Annotated in this window: 22 protein-coding genes; 7 read left to right on the top strand and 15 right to left on the bottom strand. The window is 63.3% G+C overall.

Annotated elements, in window-relative coordinates; genetic code table 11:
- Positions 1–44: 44 nt before the first annotated feature.
- Positions 45–863 (bottom strand): exodeoxyribonuclease III, encoded by an 819-nt coding sequence (gene xthA, locus DOM56_RS12785; protein ID WP_110709293.1) that lies wholly within the window; start codon positions 861–863, stop codon positions 45–47.
- Positions 863–1,099 (bottom strand): hypothetical protein, encoded by a 237-nt coding sequence (locus tag DOM56_RS12780; protein ID WP_110709291.1) that lies wholly within the window; start codon positions 1,097–1,099, stop codon positions 863–865. Before DOM56_RS12780 ends, xthA begins: the two co-directional genes overlap by 1 nt.
- Positions 1,100–1,501: 402 nt before the next feature.
- On the opposite strand from DOM56_RS12780, the gene rhlB reads away from it, so the two are divergent.
- Both rhlB and dinG read left to right on the top strand, forming a co-directional pair.
- A complete protein-coding gene (gene rhlB / locus DOM56_RS12775) occupies positions 1,502–2,791 on the top strand; it encodes an ATP-dependent RNA helicase RhlB (RefSeq protein WP_110709289.1) in 1,290 nt (429 codons plus the stop codon).
- Positions 2,792–2,914: 123 nt separating this feature from the next.
- Positions 2,915–5,068, top strand: a complete 2,154-nt coding sequence (gene dinG / locus DOM56_RS12770; RefSeq protein ID WP_110709287.1) for an ATP-dependent DNA helicase DinG — start codon at positions 2,915–2,917, stop codon at positions 5,066–5,068.
- Positions 5,069–5,181: 113 nt separating this feature from the next.
- On the opposite strand, the gene DOM56_RS12765 is transcribed toward dinG, so the two are convergent.
- Positions 5,182–6,264, bottom strand: a complete 1,083-nt coding sequence (locus tag DOM56_RS12765; RefSeq protein WP_110709285.1) for a 3-deoxy-7-phosphoheptulonate synthase — start codon at positions 6,262–6,264, stop codon at positions 5,182–5,184.
- Between the two features lie 333 nt (positions 6,265–6,597).
- Here DOM56_RS12765 and rpoE point away from each other — a divergent pair, with 333 nt between their 5' ends.
- The 5 genes from rpoE (at position 6,598) to DOM56_RS12740 (ending at position 12,653) form a co-directional block, all read left to right on the top strand.
- Positions 6,598–7,203, top strand: a complete 606-nt coding sequence (rpoE, locus tag DOM56_RS12760; protein ID WP_110709283.1) for an RNA polymerase sigma factor RpoE — start codon at positions 6,598–6,600, stop codon at positions 7,201–7,203.
- A gap of 281 nt (positions 7,204–7,484) precedes the next feature.
- A complete protein-coding gene (locus tag DOM56_RS12755) occupies positions 7,485–8,252 on the top strand; it encodes a sigma-E factor negative regulatory protein (RefSeq protein ID WP_110709280.1) in 768 nt (255 codons plus the stop codon).
- Positions 8,252–9,301, top strand: coding sequence for a MucB/RseB C-terminal domain-containing protein (locus DOM56_RS12750; protein WP_110709278.1), 1,050 nt, complete (start codon positions 8,252–8,254; stop codon positions 9,299–9,301). The genes DOM56_RS12755 and DOM56_RS12750 overlap by 1 nt, the downstream gene beginning before the upstream one ends.
- Before the next feature lie 233 nt (positions 9,302–9,534).
- On the top strand, positions 9,535–10,950 hold the full coding sequence (locus tag DOM56_RS12745; RefSeq protein WP_110709276.1) for a DegQ family serine endoprotease: 1,416 nt from the start codon (positions 9,535–9,537) through the stop codon (positions 10,948–10,950).
- 476 nt (positions 10,951–11,426) lie between these two features.
- Positions 11,427–12,653, top strand: a complete 1,227-nt coding sequence (locus DOM56_RS12740; RefSeq protein ID WP_110709274.1) for a site-specific integrase — start codon at positions 11,427–11,429, stop codon at positions 12,651–12,653.
- Positions 12,654–12,862: 209 nt separating this feature from the next.
- Here the strand turns inward: DOM56_RS12740 and DOM56_RS12735 are convergent, their stop codons facing one another.
- From DOM56_RS12735 to DOM56_RS12690, 12 genes are all read right to left on the bottom strand, one after another.
- Positions 12,863–13,093 (bottom strand): hypothetical protein, encoded by a 231-nt coding sequence (locus tag DOM56_RS12735; protein WP_110709272.1) that lies wholly within the window; start codon positions 13,091–13,093, stop codon positions 12,863–12,865.
- Positions 13,090–13,248, bottom strand: coding sequence for a hypothetical protein (locus DOM56_RS19845; RefSeq protein ID WP_198655760.1), 159 nt, complete (start codon positions 13,246–13,248; stop codon positions 13,090–13,092). The genes DOM56_RS12735 and DOM56_RS19845 overlap by 4 nt, the downstream gene beginning before the upstream one ends.
- Entirely contained in the window at positions 13,238–13,459 is a 222-nt protein-coding gene (locus DOM56_RS12730) for a TraR/DksA family transcriptional regulator (protein WP_110709270.1), read from the bottom strand. The genes DOM56_RS19845 and DOM56_RS12730 overlap by 11 nt, the downstream gene beginning before the upstream one ends.
- On the bottom strand, positions 13,452–13,646 hold the full coding sequence (locus DOM56_RS12725) for a hypothetical protein (RefSeq protein ID WP_110709267.1): 195 nt from the start codon (positions 13,644–13,646) through the stop codon (positions 13,452–13,454). The genes DOM56_RS12730 and DOM56_RS12725 overlap by 8 nt, the downstream gene beginning before the upstream one ends.
- Positions 13,639–13,875 carry a hypothetical protein gene (locus tag DOM56_RS12720; protein WP_110709265.1) on the bottom strand — a complete coding sequence of 79 codons (237 nt, stop codon included), beginning with the start codon at positions 13,873–13,875 and terminating at the stop codon, positions 13,639–13,641. The genes DOM56_RS12725 and DOM56_RS12720 overlap by 8 nt, the downstream gene beginning before the upstream one ends.
- 12 nt (positions 13,876–13,887) lie before the next feature.
- Positions 13,888–16,227 (bottom strand): replication endonuclease, encoded by a 2,340-nt coding sequence (locus DOM56_RS12715; RefSeq protein ID WP_110709263.1) that lies wholly within the window; start codon positions 16,225–16,227, stop codon positions 13,888–13,890.
- On the bottom strand, positions 16,224–16,646 hold the full coding sequence (locus tag DOM56_RS12710; RefSeq protein WP_110709261.1) for a hypothetical protein: 423 nt from the start codon (positions 16,644–16,646) through the stop codon (positions 16,224–16,226). Before DOM56_RS12710 ends, DOM56_RS12715 begins: the two co-directional genes overlap by 4 nt.
- A gap of 13 nt (positions 16,647–16,659) precedes the next feature.
- Positions 16,660–17,046: a hypothetical protein gene (locus DOM56_RS12705; protein WP_110709259.1), complete on the bottom strand. Its 387-nt coding sequence runs from the start codon at positions 17,044–17,046 to the stop codon at positions 16,660–16,662.
- A gap of 407 nt (positions 17,047–17,453) precedes the next feature.
- Positions 17,454–17,642, bottom strand: coding sequence for a hypothetical protein (locus tag DOM56_RS12700; protein ID WP_110709257.1), 189 nt, complete (start codon positions 17,640–17,642; stop codon positions 17,454–17,456).
- A 40-nt stretch (positions 17,643–17,682) separates the two neighbouring features.
- Positions 17,683–17,910 carry a hypothetical protein gene (locus DOM56_RS12695; RefSeq protein ID WP_110709255.1) on the bottom strand — a complete coding sequence of 76 codons (228 nt, stop codon included), beginning with the start codon at positions 17,908–17,910 and terminating at the stop codon, positions 17,683–17,685.
- 18 nt (positions 17,911–17,928) lie between these two features.
- Positions 17,929–18,117 (bottom strand): hypothetical protein, encoded by a 189-nt coding sequence (locus DOM56_RS19710; protein WP_157958232.1) that lies wholly within the window; start codon positions 18,115–18,117, stop codon positions 17,929–17,931.
- Between the two features lie 219 nt (positions 18,118–18,336).
- A complete protein-coding gene (locus tag DOM56_RS12690; RefSeq protein WP_110709253.1) occupies positions 18,337–18,546 on the bottom strand; it encodes a hypothetical protein in 210 nt (69 codons plus the stop codon).
- Positions 18,547–18,586 lie beyond the last annotated feature (40 nt).

The following is an 18,586-nucleotide window of genomic DNA, read 5'->3' as shown; positions in this document are numbered from 1 at the left end:
GGGGCGTCGTCGTTGCTGCCGATGCCAATCAGATCGACATCCCCTCAGTCGAGATCGAACTCGCTCCATACCGGTGCGTGATCGGACGGCCTTTCCATGCCGCGCAGGTCGTAATCGATTCCGGACCGCCGAGTCGCACTCGCCAGGGGCTCGGTTACCAAGATGTAGTCGATCCGCAGCCCGCGCTTGGGCTCACGGTCGAAACCCTTGGAGCGGTAGTCGAACCAGCTGAAGAAATCGGTGCTGTCGGGATGGCAGCGCCGGTAGCTGTCTTCCAGCCCCCACGCCTTCAGGCGTGCAAGCCACTCACGCTCTTCCGGCTGGAAACTGGTCTTGCCCTCGCGTAGCCAGCGCTTGCGGTTCTCTTCGCCGATGCCGATGTCGATGTCCGCCGGGGAGATGTTGAAATCCCCCATGATCGCCACCCGCTCGTCGGGTCGATGGCGTTGTTCGAGCAAGTCGTTGAGACCGGCGTAGAACGCCCGCTTGTTGGGATACTTGGTGGGGTGGGCGATATTCTCGCCCTGGGGAAAGTAGCCGTTCCACACCGTGATGGGCTGACCGTCGTTCATGGTCAACGTCACGCCGATCAGCCGGCGCTGCGCGTCCTCGCCGTCGTCCGGCAGTCCGTAGTGGACGGCCGCCGGTGCCGACCGGGTCAGCATGGCGACCCCATAGTGTCCCTTCTGGCCGTGAAAATGGACGTGATAGCCCATCGCCTCCACGGCTTGCCTGGGAAACTCGCTGTCCTGGACCTTGGTCTCCTGCAGCCCGATCACGTCCGGCGCGTGCGTCGCGATCAGCGCCTCGAGCTGGTGAAGCCGCGCCCGGATGCCGTTGATGTTGAAAGAAACCAGGCGCATCAGTCGGAATCCTTGTCGTCGCTGGCGGGCTTGTGCAGGGGCAGTGCCGGGGCGCTCTGGCGCTGGCGCTTTCGCTCAGCCTGCAGCTTGCGCTGCTGGGTCTTCTTGTCGACGTAGCGGCGCGACGGCGCGACTTCGTCGGGATTGTCATGGCGCCAGCGGCGGTAATCCTTGCGCTTGCCGGTGCGGATCGTCACCTTGTCGGCCAGCGACCGGGTCTTTTTTCTGCGAGTCATGCGCGCGACCTATGAGCTTCTTGGCGGGTAATCGAGAGCGATTGAATGGCGGATAGTTTAACAGCCAGCGCAGCGCCTGCCATCGAATACCCGAACCAGACCCGCACACCCGGTGTGCCAGGGCCGGCAACCTCGATCGACGGGGTCCCGCGACGTTGATCGATTGGGCTCGCGACGTTGATCGACTGGGCTCGCGACGTTGGCGGGTGAGACTGGTACAATACCGTCGGCTCGCGCCGGGTGGTCTCTGCGCGAGATCGTCACTCGTCGCGTCGAGGATTCGCCCTGGAGGCGTGAACACCCCTCCCGCCGCGCCGATCACGGTGCTACCGGCCTCCGGTACGGACAGCGCCGGCTCTCGCGAGTCAAACCGTCAATCGATTTCGGACATTCGTCATAACTATGAGTGAGTCTGACAACACCCAGGCCCCGGCACAGAACCGCAGACCCAAGCGGCGTCGGCGCAAGCCACGTAAATCGCAGTCGCGGAACACTTCGGGCTGGTCGCTGAAGCAGTTTCAGGTCGAGCCCGTTGCCGGACGCTGGCGATTCCACGATTTCGACCTGCCGAACCCGCTGATGCGAGCGATCCAGGCCGAAGGCTTCGAGTACTGCACGCCGATTCAGGCCGAAGCGCTGATGCACACGCTGCTCGGTGGCGACGTCGTCGGCAAGGCGCAGACCGGCACCGGCAAGACCGCCGCATTCCTGATCTCGATGCTGGCCTACTTCCTGGAAGAGGAAGCGCCGGATGGCCAGAAGCCGGGGACCCCGCGTGCGCTGATCGTCGCGCCGACCCGTGAGCTGGCGCTGCAGATCGAAAAGGACGCCAAGGCGCTGTCCCGTTTCACGTCACTGCATGTGGCGAGTGTCGTCGGTGGCATGGACTACCAGAAGCAGCGCGACCAGCTGAGCAAGAACCTGGATATTCTGGTGGCCACCCCGGGGCGCCTGCTCGACTTCCAACAGAAGCGGGACATCGATCTGTCCCAGGTCGAGGTGCTGGTCCTGGACGAGGCCGACCGCATGCTGTCGATGGGCTTCATTCCGGACGTCAAGCGCATCATCCGCTACACGCCCAAGCGCGAGGAGCGCCAGACCTTCCTGTTCTCGGCGACCTTCACCCCGGATATCCTCAATCTCTCGGAGCAGTGGACGCAGAATCCCGCTCACGTCGAGATCGAAGTGACCCACGACAACGCCGCCAACATCGATCAGCGCGTCTATCTGGTCAGCGACAACGAGAAGCGCAAACTGCTGTTCAACCTGGTCCGTCAGGAAGCGATGGAGCGGGTGATCGTGTTCGGCAACCGTCGCGACCTGGTGCGCGAGCTGGATCAACTGTTGCGTGACCAGGGCATCAACGCCGCCATGCTCTCCGGTGACGTGCCCCAGAACCAGCGCATCAAGACGCTCGAGCGCTTTCGCGAAGGCGAAGTCACCGTGCTGGTGGCCACCGATGTCGCTGGACGCGGAATCCATATCGAGGATGTCAGTCACGTGATCAACTTCACGCTGCCGGAAGATCCCGAGGATTACGTCCACCGTATCGGTCGGACCGGCCGTGCCGGCGCCAAGGGCGTGTCGATCAGCTTCGTCGGCGAGGAAGACGCCTTCTCGCTGCCCGAGATCGAAAACTATATCAACGGCAAGCTCCCCTGCGAGCATCCGCCCGAGTCCATGATGTCGTGAGCCGATGGCGCCGTCGCCCGGCGCCGTGGTTCAATCGATTTTGTCGGACGACGTGGTCGTCTCGTGGCAATCGCCCACCGCCGGTGGGCGATCTCACCTCCGATAGTCCGCCCCGGAAAGCGCATGCTCGACGAATCCCTCAAGCAGGAAATCCAGGAGGCTTACCGGCGTGTGCTCGAAGGGCTGGAGCTCACGCCGCGTTACGGCCAGCGCCTGATGATCGCGGAGATCGCGCGCACGCTGGCGTCGATCGAGCGGGACGAGCAGGGGCACCGGACCTCCAACGAACACGTCTGCGTGCTGGAAGCGGGCACCGGGACCGGCAAGACGCTCGCCTATCTATTGGCGGCGCTGCCGGTGGCCAAGGCCCGTGGCAAGCGGCTGGTGATCGCCACTGCCACGGTGGCGCTGCAGGAGCAGGTGCTCAATCAGGACCTGCCGATGCTCAAGACCCACAGCGGCCTCGACTTCGAGTACGCATTGGCCAAGGGGCGCGGGCGCTACCTGTGCGTGGCCAAGCTCGATCAGGCTCTGGAGGGCGCCGAGCCCAACCCGACGCTGTCGCTGTTCGAGCAGACCATCGCCACGGATGCGGGCGGGGACTTTCCGCAGCTGATTCAGGAAATGGCCGATACCTACGCTTCCGGCAACTGGGAAGGGGATCGCGACAGCTGGCCGGTCGCCATCGATGACCGGGACTGGCGTCGGCTGACCGTGGATCACCGCCAGTGCACCAATCGCCGCTGCGGGCATTTCGGCGCCTGCGCCTATTTCCGTTCGCGCCGACATCTCGAACAGGCCGACATCATCGTCGCCAACCATGACCTGGTGCTGGCGGATCTCGCACTGGGCGGAGGAATGGTGCTACCGGCGCCCAAGGATTGCATCTACGTCTTCGACGAAGGGCATCATCTGCCGGACAAGGCGCTGGACCATTTCTACCATCGCTTCGGGGTCAACGGCGCGCTGCGCTGGCTGCGCACCCTGAAGAAGTCGCTGACCGAACTGAACACCGCGCTGGGCGCTCAGCCGACGCTGGCGCGGCTGCTGGCGACTTTCACCGAGCGAATCGCGGCGCTGGAGCCGCGGCTGGGTGACGTCTATGCCATGGGGCATCGGATCGCGGGTCTGGACGCCGGCGCCGGCGACGAGACGCAGCACTTCCGGTTTCCCAATGGCAAGGCGCCGGCCCCGCTGGCCGATCTCGCCCAGCAACTGGTGATTCCCTTCGCCGAGCTGTCGCGGGATCTCGAGACGATGAGCGATATCCTGCGCGAGAGCCTCGACCCGGATAAATCCACCGGGCTTGCGCGCGAACAGGCGGAACCCTGGCTGCCGCTGACGGCGCTGCTCCATGGTCGCGCCCTGGAGGCGCACTCGCTGTGGTCCGCCATGGCCAAGCCGGATCCGGCAGGGCAGGTGCCGCAGGCGCGCTGGCTGACGTTCCAGCACTTCGCCGGGGAGCCGGAGCTCACCTTTTCGGCCAGCCCGGTGTCGGCGGCGGAAACCCTGGCCCGTTACCTCTGGGGGAGCTGCTATGGCGCGGTGGTGACTTCGGCCACGCTGACGGCGCTCAACCGCTTCGAACGACTTCAGGAGCGGGCGGGGCTGGCCAACCGCTACCGCTATCAGCGCCTGCCGAGTCCGTTCGACTACTCGCGGGCGATTCTCAGCGTACCGCGGGAGGCCGTCGAGCCGGGGGACGCCATGGCCCACGACCGCTCGATCGTCCAGTTCATCGAGGGCTTGAGTGAAGATGAGGCGGTACTGGTGCTGTTCTCGTCGCGCAAGCAGTTGCGCAGTGTCGCCGATGCGCTGGAGGAGCCGTGGGCCTCGCGCCTGCTCTCCCAGGATCGATTGCCGAAAAGAGAGCTGCTGGAACGTCATCGCGTTGCCGTCGACGCCGGCAAGGGGAGCCTGATCTTCGGTCTCGCGAGCTTCGCCGAGGGGATCGACCTCCCGGGGCGCTATCTGACCCACGTGGTGATCACCCGGCTGCCTTTCTCGGTGCCGGACGACCCGGTCGGTGCCACGCTGGCCGAGTGGATCGAGAGCCAGGGCGGCAACCCGTTCATGCGGATCTCGGTACCGGATGCGTCGATCAAGCTGGTCCAGGCGTGTGGGCGGCTGATTCGCAAGGAGAACGACAGCGGCCGCATCTCGCTGCTGGATCGGCGCGTGGTGACGCGTCGCTACGGCAAGGCGCTGCTGGATGCGCTACCACCGTTTCGCCGTCAGATCGACGGGGTGGAAGCGGGCGAGCCGGCAAGAAACTGATCGCTGGCCGCGAGGCCTCTGTCGGCGTGAAAATCTGTCGTCGTGAAAACGCCCGATNNATCGGGCGTTTTCACTCTATCGATCCCAGCGGGCGATCGATTACCGACAATGGATCAGTCGTCGGACTGCTGGCGGTCGCGCAGCGGCGCCGCGAGCTGCTCCGCCATCTGCGTCAGCGTCCGTTCCGTGGTTGGCCAGTCGATGCAGGCGTCGGTGATCGACACGCCATACTGGAGCTGACTGCGGTCCTCGGGCATCTTCTGGCTCCCCCAGCCGATGTTCGACTCGATCATCAACCCGATGATCGAGCGGTTGCCGTCGAGAATCTGGTGGGTCACGTTCTCCATCACCAATGGCTGCAGCGCCGGATCCTTGTTGGAGTTGGCGTGGGAGCAGTCGACCATCAGGTTGGCCTTCAGCCCCGCCTTGTGCAGCTCTTGCTCGGCGAGGGTGACGCTGACGCTGTCGTAGTTGGGCTTGCCGTTACCACCGCGCAGTACTACATGTCCGTAGGCGTTGCCACGGGTGCGAATCACCGCGACCTGGCCGGCCTGGTCGATACCCAGGAAATTGTGCGGGCTCGCCACTGACTGCAGGGCATTGACGGCGACGTCGAGGCTGCCGTCGGTGCCGTTCTTGAAGCCGACCGGGCCGGAGAGACCGGAGGCCATCTCGCGGTGAGTCTGGGATTCGGTGGTGCGGGCGCCCACCGCGGACCAGCTGATGCAGTCCTGCAAATATTGCGGCGAGATCGGGTCCAGCGCCTCCGTGGCCAGCGGCAGTCCGATCTCGGCCAGGTCCACCAGCAGCCGGCGAGCGATATGCAGGCCTTCTTCGATCTCGAACGAGTCGTTGAGGTGCGGGTCGTTGATCAGGCCTTTCCACCCCACCGTGGTACGGGGCTTCTCGAAGTAGACGCGCATCACGATATAAAGGCTGTCACTGACGGCATCGGCCAGTTTGCGTAGGCGCCGGGCGTAATCGCGGGCCGCGTCCGGGTCGTGGATCGAGCAGGGGCCGATGACGACGAGCAGGCGAGGATCTTCACGATCGAGAATACGCTGGATGGTCTGGCGACCTTCGATGACGGTGCGTTCGGCGGATTCCGAAAGTGGGATGTTCTGCTTCAACGCTTCCGGGGTAATCAGGAGATCCTGGGAGAGAACGTTGAGATTGTTGACCTGCTGTTCCGACATGCTGGGACCCGTTGGCTCTGGTAGTGACTGCGCGTGAAGCGCGTACTATGGAGGTTCAAGGGTGCAAAAATCAACTTTGCGCGCCCGGCTGACGCCGTCTCCCGGGAATCGGGCGGAAAACGGGTGGCTTGATGGAGGGGGCCAAAACGGCAACACTGGGCCGGCTTCGCGTGCTAATCCTTCGTTTCTGTTATAAGTTGCACGCCTGTCACTGAATCGCGAGCCCCAGGGGCTCCAGGTTGGATCATGAGCGTATTGTCTCCCAGTCACCATAGTCGTCATCGTTGTTCTGCTCTGCCGCGTCCCGTCCCCAGTCGTTCGGGGAGGCGCTGAATGGGTGTTCGAGAGACCGATCAGCAACTCGTCGAGCGCGCGCAGAAGGGAGATACTCGGGCCTTCGATCTTTTGGTAAAGAAATATCAGCACAAGATTCTCGGGCTGATAAGCCGCTACGTCCAGGACCACTCCGAGGTGCAGGATGTGGCGCAGGAAGCTTTCATCAAGGCGTATCGCGCGTTGGGCAGTTTTCGCGCCGAGAGCGCCTTCTATACCTGGATGTATAGAATCGCCATCAATACGGCGAAGAACTATCTCGTCTCCCGAGGGCGACGGCCGCCGGGCAGCGATCTGGACATCAGTGATGCCGAGATCGTCGACCAGAGCGGGCGGCTGTCGGATATCGAGTCACCGGAAGCCGCCATCGCCCGCGACCAGCTCGAATCAGCCGTGTTCGCGGCCATCGAACAGTTGCCCGACGACCTGCGCACCGCGATCACGTTGCGTGAGTTCGATGGCCTCTCCTATGAAGATATCGCCACGATCATGGAGTGTCCCGTGGGCACCGTCCGCTCGAGAATCTTCCGGGCGCGAGAAGCGGTCGACAAGCATATCGAACCCTTGCTGGAACATGGCGCCCAGAACGCTGTCAATGGGTCCTGAGTCCCGTTGGCGCAAGCGTGCGAACCGGTCCGGTCGGCGATGGGATGGCGAAAGATGAATCGAAAATGAACTGTTGCCGGTTTCTGTCGTCATAGGGGTGCAGGCGATAGCCAAGGTGTCGTCGACCGGTGACGCGGCAGGCGATCAACACCGGTGGCGAAAGAGCGAGACTGGCGCATTACGGCCCGAGCCGGCTGCAATGACAGGTCTCCAGGCGCTGCCCTGGGTGTCGCCGTCATTCAACACGTGGCAAGCCGCAAGGCGAGTGTGAGGGTGTGACTATGAAGCAGGTACACGAATCGTTCTCCGCATTGATGGACGACGAGGCCGACGAGTTCGATCTGAGACGAGTACTCAAGACATTGGGCACCTCGTCGCAGGAGTCCGATACCTGGCGTCGCTACCATCTGGCGCGCAGCATGATGCGCCGTGAGCGAGATGCGATCGTCGATATCGATATCTCCGGCGACGTGATGGCGGCGCTGGCGGACGAGCCGGTGCCGGTCCAGGAGCCTGCCGTTCAGGCCGGCAAACGTCACAGTTTCTCGATGATGGGCGGCGCCGCCGTGGCGGCGGCGGTATCGCTGATGGTGATCACCGGTGTCCAGGTGTTCAACGGCCGGTTCGAGGGCGACACCACCACGGCTTCCGATGTCGCGGCGAGCGGCGGGAGCGCCTCGCGGGGCGGCGACGTGGAAGCGTCGTTGGCAGTCGACGCCGCGTCCGGTGGTCAGGGCGGTGCGATGCAGGCTTCCATGCAGGCGCCGGTATCCAGTGGCTTGCCCTACTCCCTGGGTGGTAGTGGGCTGGGGAGTGGTAACGGTGTTATGACCGTCGGCGAGCAGGTCATGCAGCCGATGTTCCTGTCGCCGAATGCCCGTCAGTCGCCCAATGTCGATCTCGAGCAAGCGCAGACGCTGCAATCCTATCTCGAGCGCCATTCGGTCGGTGCCGCCTACAGCACGGGTGACAACTGGATGCCGCTACTTCGCACGCCTGGCTCGCTGTCCGCGCAAGGGGGCGAAGCTGGAGCTACGGAAGTGCGTTGATGGTTCGGTACTACCTAGGGGCCGCGGCAATCTGTCTGGGCACGCTGCCGAGCGTTGCACTGGCGCAGGATGAAGCTCAACCAGCCGCGGAGAGTTTCGATTGTCGCCACTTGGCCTCGGAAAGCGACGATCCCGCGCCGAAGGCACTGTTCCAGCGGAGCCTTTGGGCGAGTCACTGCTACAACTTCCAGGCGCGAGCGGTGCGCATCAGCTACGACGGCGTGCGCACGCTGAGCCTGATCCATCGGGTGGAGGACGGCGTCGAGACCGAGATCGCCAGATTTCTCGATGGTCCGCCCGTCGCGGTCAGGAAGCAGGGCAGCGTTGGCCAGGATTTGAGCCAGACTGCGCTGGATTTCACCGCGGGGGTCGCACCGGGCGCCTTGACCGCGCAAGTCGCGGCGCATTACCAACTTCAGCCGATGGAGCTGGAGCGCATTGCGGGTCGTTCGGCCTGGCGTCTCGATATCGAGCCGCAGGATGCCTTTCGCTACGGCTTCCGACTGTGGCTTGACAGCGAGACATCGCTGCCGTTGAAGCGCGAGATGATCGGCGTCGACGGCCAGATTCTCGAGACCTTCCAGATCACCGAACTGCAGAACCCCTCGCTTTACCCCCACACGCTGCGCCTGGGCCCTGGCCAGTCGCCTGGCGAGTCGCCCTGGCAGGCGCAATGGTTGCCGGACGGTTTCACGCCGCAGCCGATCCCCCCCGACAGTCCACGCCAGAACGCACGAGCAGAGCATCGGATGTATAGCGATGGCTTGACCAGCATCAGTCTGTTCGTCGAACCCCTTGCGGGGGATCGGCGCCCGCTACTGGCGGGCATCCATCGTCTGGGCATTTCCTACGCCGCGGTTCGCCACGTTATCCATCAGGGCAGGCCAATGCAGATACTGGTGCTGGGCGAGGCGCCCGCGGAAGTGCTCGCGCGTATCGCCTCGAGCGTGACGTGGGGGGAAGGTGACGACCGCGGCGAAAGTGTGACAGGCGCTGCGTCGGGAGCGCAGGAAAACGATAGCGTCGAACTCCCCGCTTCAGGCTCGTGAGCCGGCGACCGCCACGGTCGATACCGGGACGGCGGCGGTTGTCGCCGCAAAGAAACTTTACATCCCGTTGAACTCTTGCCGCCTTTTATTATCAATGAGAGTGTCGCCTTTTCCTGACTCCAGGTGTGGCGTGGATTCGATGCGCGAGGTTCTTGCATGACGTTTACCCCTTGGGCATCGGTCTGTTCAACGTGTGACTCTCCGAGTCTTTTTCCAGTGTTTAGGAGTGTTTAATGGAACGCATGACAAGATGGTTCGCTCCGTGGCTATTGATGGTCGTCACTCTGTGCGCTTTCCAGGCCGCTCAGGCGCGCGAGCTGCCGGATTTCACCGAATTGGTCAAGCAGGCTGCTCCCGGCGTGGTCAACATCTCCACGACCAGCAGCGTCAGCGCGCCCGCCGGGCCCTATGGCCAGCAGGATGTTCCCGAGATTTTCCGCCGTTTCTTCGGTGACCAGATGCCGCCGATGCCCGGGATGCCTCAGGGCGAGGAGGAACGCAAGTCGTTGGGCTCCGGATTCGTCATTCGCAAGGACGGCTACATCCTGACCAATGCCCATGTGGTCAAGGATGCAGACGAGATCACGGTACGGCTCAACGATCGCCGCGAGCTGCCGGCCAAGCTGGTGGGCTCGGATCCACGTACCGATGTGGCCCTACTGAAAGTCGATGCCAACGACCTGCCGACGCTCAAGATCGGCAACTCGGATGATCTCGAAGCCGGCGAGTGGGTGGCCGCCATCGGTTCGCCATTCGGCTTCGACCACTCGGTAACGGCTGGTATCGTCAGCGCCATCAACAGGACGCTGCCGAGCGAGACCTATGTGCCGTTCATCCAGACCGACGTCGCCATCAACCCGGGCAACTCCGGCGGCCCGCTGTTCAATCTCGACGGCGAAGTGGTGGGTATCAATTCGCAGATCTACACCCGGAGCGGCGGCTTCATGGGGCTCTCTTTCGCGGTCCCGATCAGCGTCGCCATGAACGTGGCCGATCAGTTGCGTACCGAAGGTCACGTCAGCCGGGGCTGGCTGGGTGTCGTGATTCAGCCCGTCTCCAAGGATCTCGCGGAGTCGTTCGGCCTCGATGGTACCAGCGGTGCGCTGGTGTCAGATGTCACCGACGACAGTCCGGCGCAGAAGGCGGGTCTCAAGGCGGGTGACGTCATCCTCAGTGCCGATGGCTCCGATATCGACGACTCCACGACCCTGCCGCGTCTGATTGGCCAGGTGGCCCCGGGAGACGAAGTGAAGCTCCAGATCATGCGCGATGGTGACAAGCGCGAAGTGGACGTCACCGTCGGCGACTGGCCGGAAGAGATGAGTGCCGATGGGGCGCCGTCCTCGCAGTCTTCCGACGATCAGACCAAGCTCGGAATCGCGATCAGCGATCTCAGCGATCAGGAAAAGCAGCAGCTGGATATCGACAAGGGAGCGCTCGTTCGCCGTGTCGATCCGCGGGGCGCGGCCGCAGCAGCCGGGATCCAGCCGGGCGACGTGATCGTCGGCTTCGACCAGAAGCCGGTCGAGAGTGCCGATCAACTGATCGATGCGGTCAAGAAGGCGGACGATAATCGTGCCATTCCGGTACGTATCGTGCGCGATGGCAATTCGCTGTTCGTGGCGCTGCGGCTGAAGGCCAAAGGCTGACCGGCATCGGTCGGCAGCCCATGGCTGTCCGCTACACGGCCCCGCTTCGGCGGGGCCGTGTGCTTTGGGCTTGTTGCTGTCCTTGCCTCGGTCATGTCGGTACAATGCGCCACATTCGTCATCGACCGCACGCTGGAAGAGAACGACACCATCGGCGTTTTCTCGGCAACAGTGCCACCGTGTGGACTGCGCGCGTACAAATTACCGGTAAGGCTTAAATGGCAGACGCTGCAAGCAACGAGCAACTGAAGTTCATCCGCAACTTCTCGATCATCGCCCACATTGACGCTTAACCTCCCCGCACTGCCTGCCGCTGAATCCCGCTAAACCCTATAATTTCAAGCCTTTATCGCCGTTCTGGCTCGTTCTGACCCGCACTGTATCGCGCTGATTCTGTCAGCCATGCGCTAGAAATGTGTACGCACCTGTGTACATACTTCGTGCTCGGAATGCCTTCTAGACTGGAGTATGTACACATGCCGCTCACCGATGCCTGGCTGAAGGCCGCACACCGCAAGCCGCGCGAGACGCCAACGGAGAAGGCGGACCGCGATGGTATGGGGGCGCGCGCCACGCGTTCCGGCAAGGTCGTCTTCCAGATGCGGTTTCGTTATGGCGGCAAGCCGGTGCGAATGGATCTGGGCAGCTACCCGGCGATGACGCTTAAGCAGGCTCGAGAAGAGGCGTTGAAGCGGCGTTCTCAGCTGGAGCAGGGCCATGACCCCAGGTTACTGCGGAAAATAGAACAGGCGTCGATTTCGGAGGCTCACACCAACGAAACGCTGGTACGGGACTGGTACGGGCGCTACTGCGAGCCCCAGAAGGCCGGTGCGCGGGAGATCCTGCGTAGCTTTGAGCTGCACGTGTTTCCCACCCTCGGCACATTGCCGGCCGACCAGACAACGCTGCGGATGTGGATGGAGTTGCTCGAGGATCTCGCCCTGGCCAAGCCCAGAATCGCTGAGCGGGTGCTCTCGAACATGAAGCAGGCCCACAAGTGGGGTGCCAAACGGGGTGTGATCGCCCAGCAGCCGTTGGCGTCGATCTCGGCCGCCGAAGACCTACGAGTGAACCGTAAACGTGTGGCGGGGCGAGTCCTGACGGATCGCGATTTGTGGGTACTCTGGCACGCCCTGGAGCGGTCGCGGATGCCGTTGCGCTCCAAGTTGTTCGTGAAGCTGTCGCTGCTATACGGCTCCCGCCCAGGCGAGCTGGTCGGCGCCAAGCGGCGCGAGTTCGATTTCGATGCAGGGGTGTGGGAGATACCCCCGGAGCGGCATAAGACGGGACGGAAGACGGGAAAATCTCTCAGGCGACCGATTATCGCCGAAGTTGCACCGCTGATCCGGCAGGCGATGTCGCTATCTCTCGTGCCCGATCGGCTCTTCAGCGGCGAGTCGAAAGCGGTCCCACTGGGTGATCGATCGGTGCTGAGCTTTCCCTATGCCGTGCTCGGCGTCGCGAAGAATCAGATGGGGATCGAGATGGCGCACTGGTCGATGTATGACCTGCGCAAGACCGCCCGGACACGCTGGTCCCAGCTTGCAGAGCCTCACGTCTGCGAGATTATGCTGGGCCATGTTCTGCCGGGCGTCTGGCAGGTCTACGATCGTTACGACTATCTCGAGGAGCAGGCTACGGCGTATCGGCTTTGGCATGAGCGGGTCATGCGGATTGTGTCTGGCGATCTTCCCAGCGAGTAACGTCGGCGCGACGCCAACGCGATTGCGCACCATGGCCACCCTGAACCACCGGCCGAGGAAAACCGCGAGAAGTCTGCCACCGCTTCAGCGTATCCGGTGAGCGGCCGTAGCGGTCGCAGAGGTCGGTTGTCGTGTACATCTCCGGGTTGGTCATCAGGTCTCTCCTGTTTGTCTCTCGAAGCTTGTTGATCGCGAGTCGTGCCGGTCATTCAAGAACCGGCACCCCTCAGCCGGGCATTCTCCGCCTCCAGTACTCGGCAGCGGGCGTTGAACTCTTCGCCCAGTTCGAGTGCTTCGCGCAGCATCGCGTTGGATGCTTGGAGCTGATTCTCGAGCCGCGTTCCTTGGGTCCGCGCTTTGTCGATGGCTCGAGCGGCGTCCGTCAGGTTTTCATGCAACAGCGCGACTTCCTGGCACAGCTCGTCGTAGCTCTTGTTCATATCACCCCCCAGACTTGAAGCAGGCTCTCGACCGCCAGGTACCACGCGTAGGGCGGTATCACGACTGCAAAGAACGTCGACCAGAATCCCTTGGCGATGACCACGCCGGCGATCCACAAAATGAAGCTGGCCAGCTTGCTCAGATCAACGAACATGACGGCCCCTCGCTTCTCGGATCGACTGGCAGTCGATGCAGGTGGTTGCCCAGGGCGCGGCCTGGCGTCGGGCCTCGGGTATCTCGGTGCCGCATTCCTCGCAGTCGATGTCTATCGCGCCGGCGATGGCCACTGCCAACCGATGGCGGGCGAGGGCGTTGCTCAGGTGGTGCTCGATGACGGCACCGGCGTTGTCTGCTGCATCAGCCATGGGCGCGCTCCTTGATTCGCTTTTGCACGCTCGGCAACTCGCTGTAGCAGCCTTTACAGGTGCTTCTCAGACCATCCGGCTGGCGACGATCGCCGTAAAAGAACTCTCGGTCTGCGGGGAAATCCTCTCCACAGCTCACGCAGATCTTGGTTTTTTCTTCGACGGTGACGCTCGTGATATCAGCCATGGTTCAGCTCCTGGAATTGTTGGCTGTCGCGGTACGCGCAGCGGTGATTGGTGACGGCCTGGCGCAAGGCTTCCTCGCTGTCGAAAGCGATGACCAGGGCATAGCGGTGGCGGGTCTCGCCGGCGTTCGGCGAGACCACCGCGACTTCGCCGGCGTCCTGCAAAGTGCCGCGCGGCGTGGCCGTATCGACGCCGATCCAGCGGGGTCTACTCGTCCTCTGATGAGTCATGTCGGTCTCCTATCAGATCCCTTCCGGGAAATACTCGGGCACGCCCTGCCACTCAGGCGGGGCGTGGTTTTTGTGCCGCCGGACGGCGGCCTGAATCATTCGGTGCTCGAGATCGGCGTCTTCCATCTCCTGCCTGACGTTTTCGCTGGCGCGCCACGCTCGATAGCGTTGGAGTTGGGCCTCCAACTCCTCCGGGGTGAGTTCTTTCGGGGTCAGAAGCCCCCTGGGAACAAGGCTTTGGCCGGCCCCCGTGCCGGGGTCCGTACAGTTAGTGACACAAGTCCAAGCCGATCCGGCTTCGCCGCGATCGGAACCCCCAACCCCTGAAAACCCGCGCTTGGGCCGAACGTCCCAGCGATACAGGCGGGTGAGGTATTCGGCGGTGCGGCCCTTGTGGTCCTTCACCACCAAGCCCTTGGGCACCTTGATCTCGTCGCCGTAGCGGCCGCGCTCGACGATGCTCTTGGTCACCTCGCCGGTGGCGTGGCTGAACTCGTCATCGACGGCACCGGTTCGGAAGGCGGGGATCGACCAGGGCTTGATCGGTTGATCCTTGCGGGGCGTGTTCGGGCCGCCCATCAGGCGGACGAACTGATCCCAATGGCCGCCCAGTGCGGCATCACGGATCTGGTGCAGAACCCGCGCGATGGAGGCGCGCGGCTGGGTGGCGTCTTCCCACGCCTGCAGCTCGTCCTGCTGCTGTTCGGTCAGCCGGCGGACTTCGCGCCAGACGGTGACACTGGGCAGGCCGAGGAACTGGAACTGACGAATGCCCCAGCACGCGGCCCACGACTCAATTCGCGGCGCCACGTCGGCGAGGTCGTGGCCATAGTTGTCGAGGTGGTCGCCTTCGACGCCATCGCGGGCGAACTGCTGGCCGTTGATGTTTTTGGAGATGTATTTGGCGATATAGCCAGCGGCGGTGCCTTTCTCGCGATCGATGATCTCGAGCTTGAATCGCGCCGTGGTCCTCTGGCCGAAGCGGTCGAACAGCTCATTCGGCGATTCCGCTTCGGCGTAGCTGCGTAGCGTCTCGGTGACGGCCTCGACATGGTCCGGCTTCGCCCAGACGAGTAGGTGCCAGTGTGGGGTGCCATCGTGGTGTGGCTCGACGACACGTATGCCGTAGATCGCCAGCCCATCGCGAGCGAGTGACGCGCGGGCTTGGGCCCAGAGCTTCTGCAGGTGATGTTGCGCCTCGCGCGGGGTGCTGCCGTCGTACTTCGGATTGCGTCGTGAGCTGTGCTCCATTACCGGATGGAAACGCGACGGCGTGGTGATGGTGTAGAACAGCCCGACATGCCCGAGGCGATTGGCCTCGGCTTCGGTATCACTGATTCTCAACATCAGTTCCGCGCGGCGGTGATCCGGGTTCGCCAGCCCTAGTTCTGCCAGTTCGGCGAGCGTATAGGTCTGGCCGTCCTGGTTGATCGCCTCGAACATCTCCAGCAAGGAACGGGTGCGGATCTTCTGCGAGCGTCGACGGGTGATCGTCAAATTGCTGCAGTAGATGCCCGCCCGCTTGTGGACACGGCGGGCCCCGCGCATGACCTGCTCGATGCGGCGGCCGGCGATTCGGCGTAACTGCCGGCGCCACCACTTCTCGCAGCCCAGCCTGGCCAACTGTTCGGCCCGCTTCATCTTGGGGCTTGGCGGGGTGATGCTGTGGCGGCGTGCTCGGTCCCGCGCTTGTGTCAATGCCATCTCGTCGGCCACGGCGATGCTCATCACCGGGGCGCGTTCCCACTGAAAAACGGCCATCAACGGCACACTCGGCGCCAGCGGCGTCAGGGCGTTGCGTGATGCCGCGATCATCCGGGCGACATGACGCGCGCGAGCCGAGGTAGATTGACCCTCGATCCCCCGTAGCCGGCGGGGAGGGGCCAGTAGACCGAGACGCAGGCGTCGGTTATGGCTCGCAATGCTGCCGATCAACTTGTTGCGCACATCCTCGACGCCGACCGCCTGGGCCCTGGCGTAGTCGCACAGCGCATCATCGTCCTGGGTCGTGTTGAGCGTGCCTACCATCAAGCGCTTCTCGACATCGGCCAGCCAGTCGCACGCGGCCAATAGGCCTGTCGTGCTTGAACCCTGACGGCGGATCTCGACAAACGCTCGGCGAAGGTCGTTGGCGAGCAGCTCGAAGCGATGGAATACGCGCTCCGGGTCAATGAAGCGGTTCTCATGCCGACGAAGCCAAGTGTTGCCTGCCGCATTGCCGTGGCGGCTGGCGACGTGGACGAACCCGGCGGCCAGATCCTCGGCCAGTGACGGCAGGCGATCGAAGAAGGCCTGACGCCACTTGAGGCAATCCGGTGTGCCGAACTGGCGTGATTGCTCGAGCGCGCTCACTTCGCGCCTCGCTCGATCAGTTCCAGCCAGTGCTTGGCGCCGCGGCTGTCGCCGGCGTCCAGCGCGCGGCGGGCCATGGCGGCCAGCGCCCGGCTGGGGTGGTCGTGCCGATCGGTACCGAGCTGGTCGTTGAGGGTCTGGGCGTAGCGGCTCATGCGCCCGATGGCGGCGCGAATGGCGTTGCGCTCGGTCTGGCTCATGCGGCCGATGTCGCGCGTGGTGTCCTGGGGCTGCATACCGGCACTGGCGATCACCGCACGGCGCTCGGCGTATTTCAGGCGCGACCAGAGCGCGACGAGGTCACGGTCGGCGCTGCGGGCGTGCAGCTCGGCGCGCAGTTCGCCGAAGCCGGCACGGCCGTCCGGCTGAACGACCGACAGATGCGATTGGGTGGTGGTGACGTGTTGGGTCGCAGTCATGGTTGCCTCCCGCTTACTGGAGTGGACGCTGGTTGACGGTGCGTAGAGTGCCCCGGTCGCGGGCCAGCTCACGGGCGGCGAGCAGATCGCCGACGGTGAACGCCACCGGCGCGCCGCCGGCAGTCCGCAGCACCACGACGCTGGGCGTGGTGGCGCCGGTATCGATCCAGGCGACCTGGTTGAGCGACTCCAACTCAGCGAAGGTTTGAATCGCGACGATCTCGGCGCGGGCTTCCGTCATGGCGTGCTCGCTCATCAGGAAAACGGCGCAGTGCTCAATGGCTTCGGCACGTTCCAGATCACGGCAATGGCGTAGCAAATAGCCGATGGCAGCGTTTTCAGAGTCGAGCTGAGGGGCCCGGCCGGCTTTGAAGCCAGCGGGAGCGGTTGCGATGGTCATGGTGTTTACCTCTGGTTGGGTACTTGCCCGGCTCTACCCGGCGGGGCGTTGAGCTGATAGGGAAAATCGTTCTCGTCTTCCGGTCCGCGTGGACGCGGTGCGATTGGTACTTCCGTTCCAGACTTGATCTGGTAGTAGCCTTTCCAGCGTGCGCCGCACTGCGGATTGAGGCAGTTCGCGTACACAACCGTGAATCGCTTGTGGTCGCTCTTACTCGTCCGGATCCGGCAGCGTGAGTTGCAGGCTTTGCACGTCCACACGTTCCGTTAACCTCGCTATGCCCTGACCGATCCACGTGCAGCGTGGTGCGGTGCATTTGTCGTAGTAAACGTCGCCCTTTTCTTCGGGTAGGTCGCTGGGTACGCGGCGAGTCGGGCTACCGCATACCTCACATTTGCGGCGGTGAGTCATGAGCGTTGGCTCACCAGGCGCGGCCCACGGGGTATGGCGATCTTCGCCACGCCTTTTCTGAGCCCGCTGCGCAACGCGACCTCGGCGGCGTCCTCCAGCGTCTCGAGCCCCTGTTGTTGGCGAATGGCCTCGAGTACTCGGCGGTCATCCTCACTCGCGAACATCTCTGCGTATCGTCTCTTCATGGGTACCTCGTGAGGTCCTGAAAGGGTCTCCCGATGTTCCTCAATGGAGCCTCGCAATCGGCTGGAACTCCGTCATGCTGATGGCATCGAATTCCTGCTGACTGGAGACGCCCAGCATGTCCATCGCACTCCGCATGACCATTTCGCGTACCAGTGCCGCTTTCTCGACGCCGGTGTACGCGGCCAGTGCTTCGATCAGGCCGTCCTCGTACTCGTCGAGGTTGATGCCGATCCGGTTGTTCCTGCGGCGACGGTTGTCTTGATACATGGCGAATCTCCTTTTCGGTCAGTGGACGGCTTCGGGGGCTTGTTCTTGTTCCAGCCCCTTGAGCATCAGCATGCGCACGGTGCCGGAAAGCGAGCGCAGATCACGCTCGGCGAGCGCCTCGACCTTGGCGCGTTCTTCCTTGGTCACGATCGTCATGATTGGGCAGTTACAACCATGGGGGGATTGGCGGCGACGGGTTTGGGTCATGTGATAAGCTCCTAAAGACTTTGAAAGACTGACTAAATAGCGAGGCAGTGATGAGCGAGCATTCGACGAATCCGAGGAGTTACCCCGAGCAAGCCGCGCACGACATCGTTCTTGAACTCTGCGGCAGTGGTGCCTTTGCCTCCGTTAACGGCAAACCAGCGACGAGTAAGGAGGACGGCGAGCGTCTAGCCGAGGCGGTCGTTGCCGCGCATAAGCGGCTCACTGAGCACTACCGGGGGCTGAAGACTGGTCAATCCGATTCAGTCCTTTAACCAACGCTTCAGCCAGCTCGGTGGCGTACTCGTCCAACGTGTTCGAGTTAACGAATTTAGGCGCGGTTGAGGCCATCGCTTCTAGGAATGCCTGCTCTGCTGCCTTGCGCTGGACCGGGCCGAGTTGGGTTCCTTGGGCTTCTGTCGGGGTAGTCATGGCAGTGACTTCCTTGGCGGCTTAAAGACTGTGAATCGGA

It is taken from the genome of Salinicola sp. CR57 (assembly GCF_003206585.1).
Lineage (GTDB): Bacteria > Pseudomonadota > Gammaproteobacteria > Pseudomonadales > Halomonadaceae > Salinicola > Salinicola lusitanus.
Note: the sequence above shows the minus strand (reverse complement) of the source record. Positions and strands in the feature narration are given on the sequence as shown.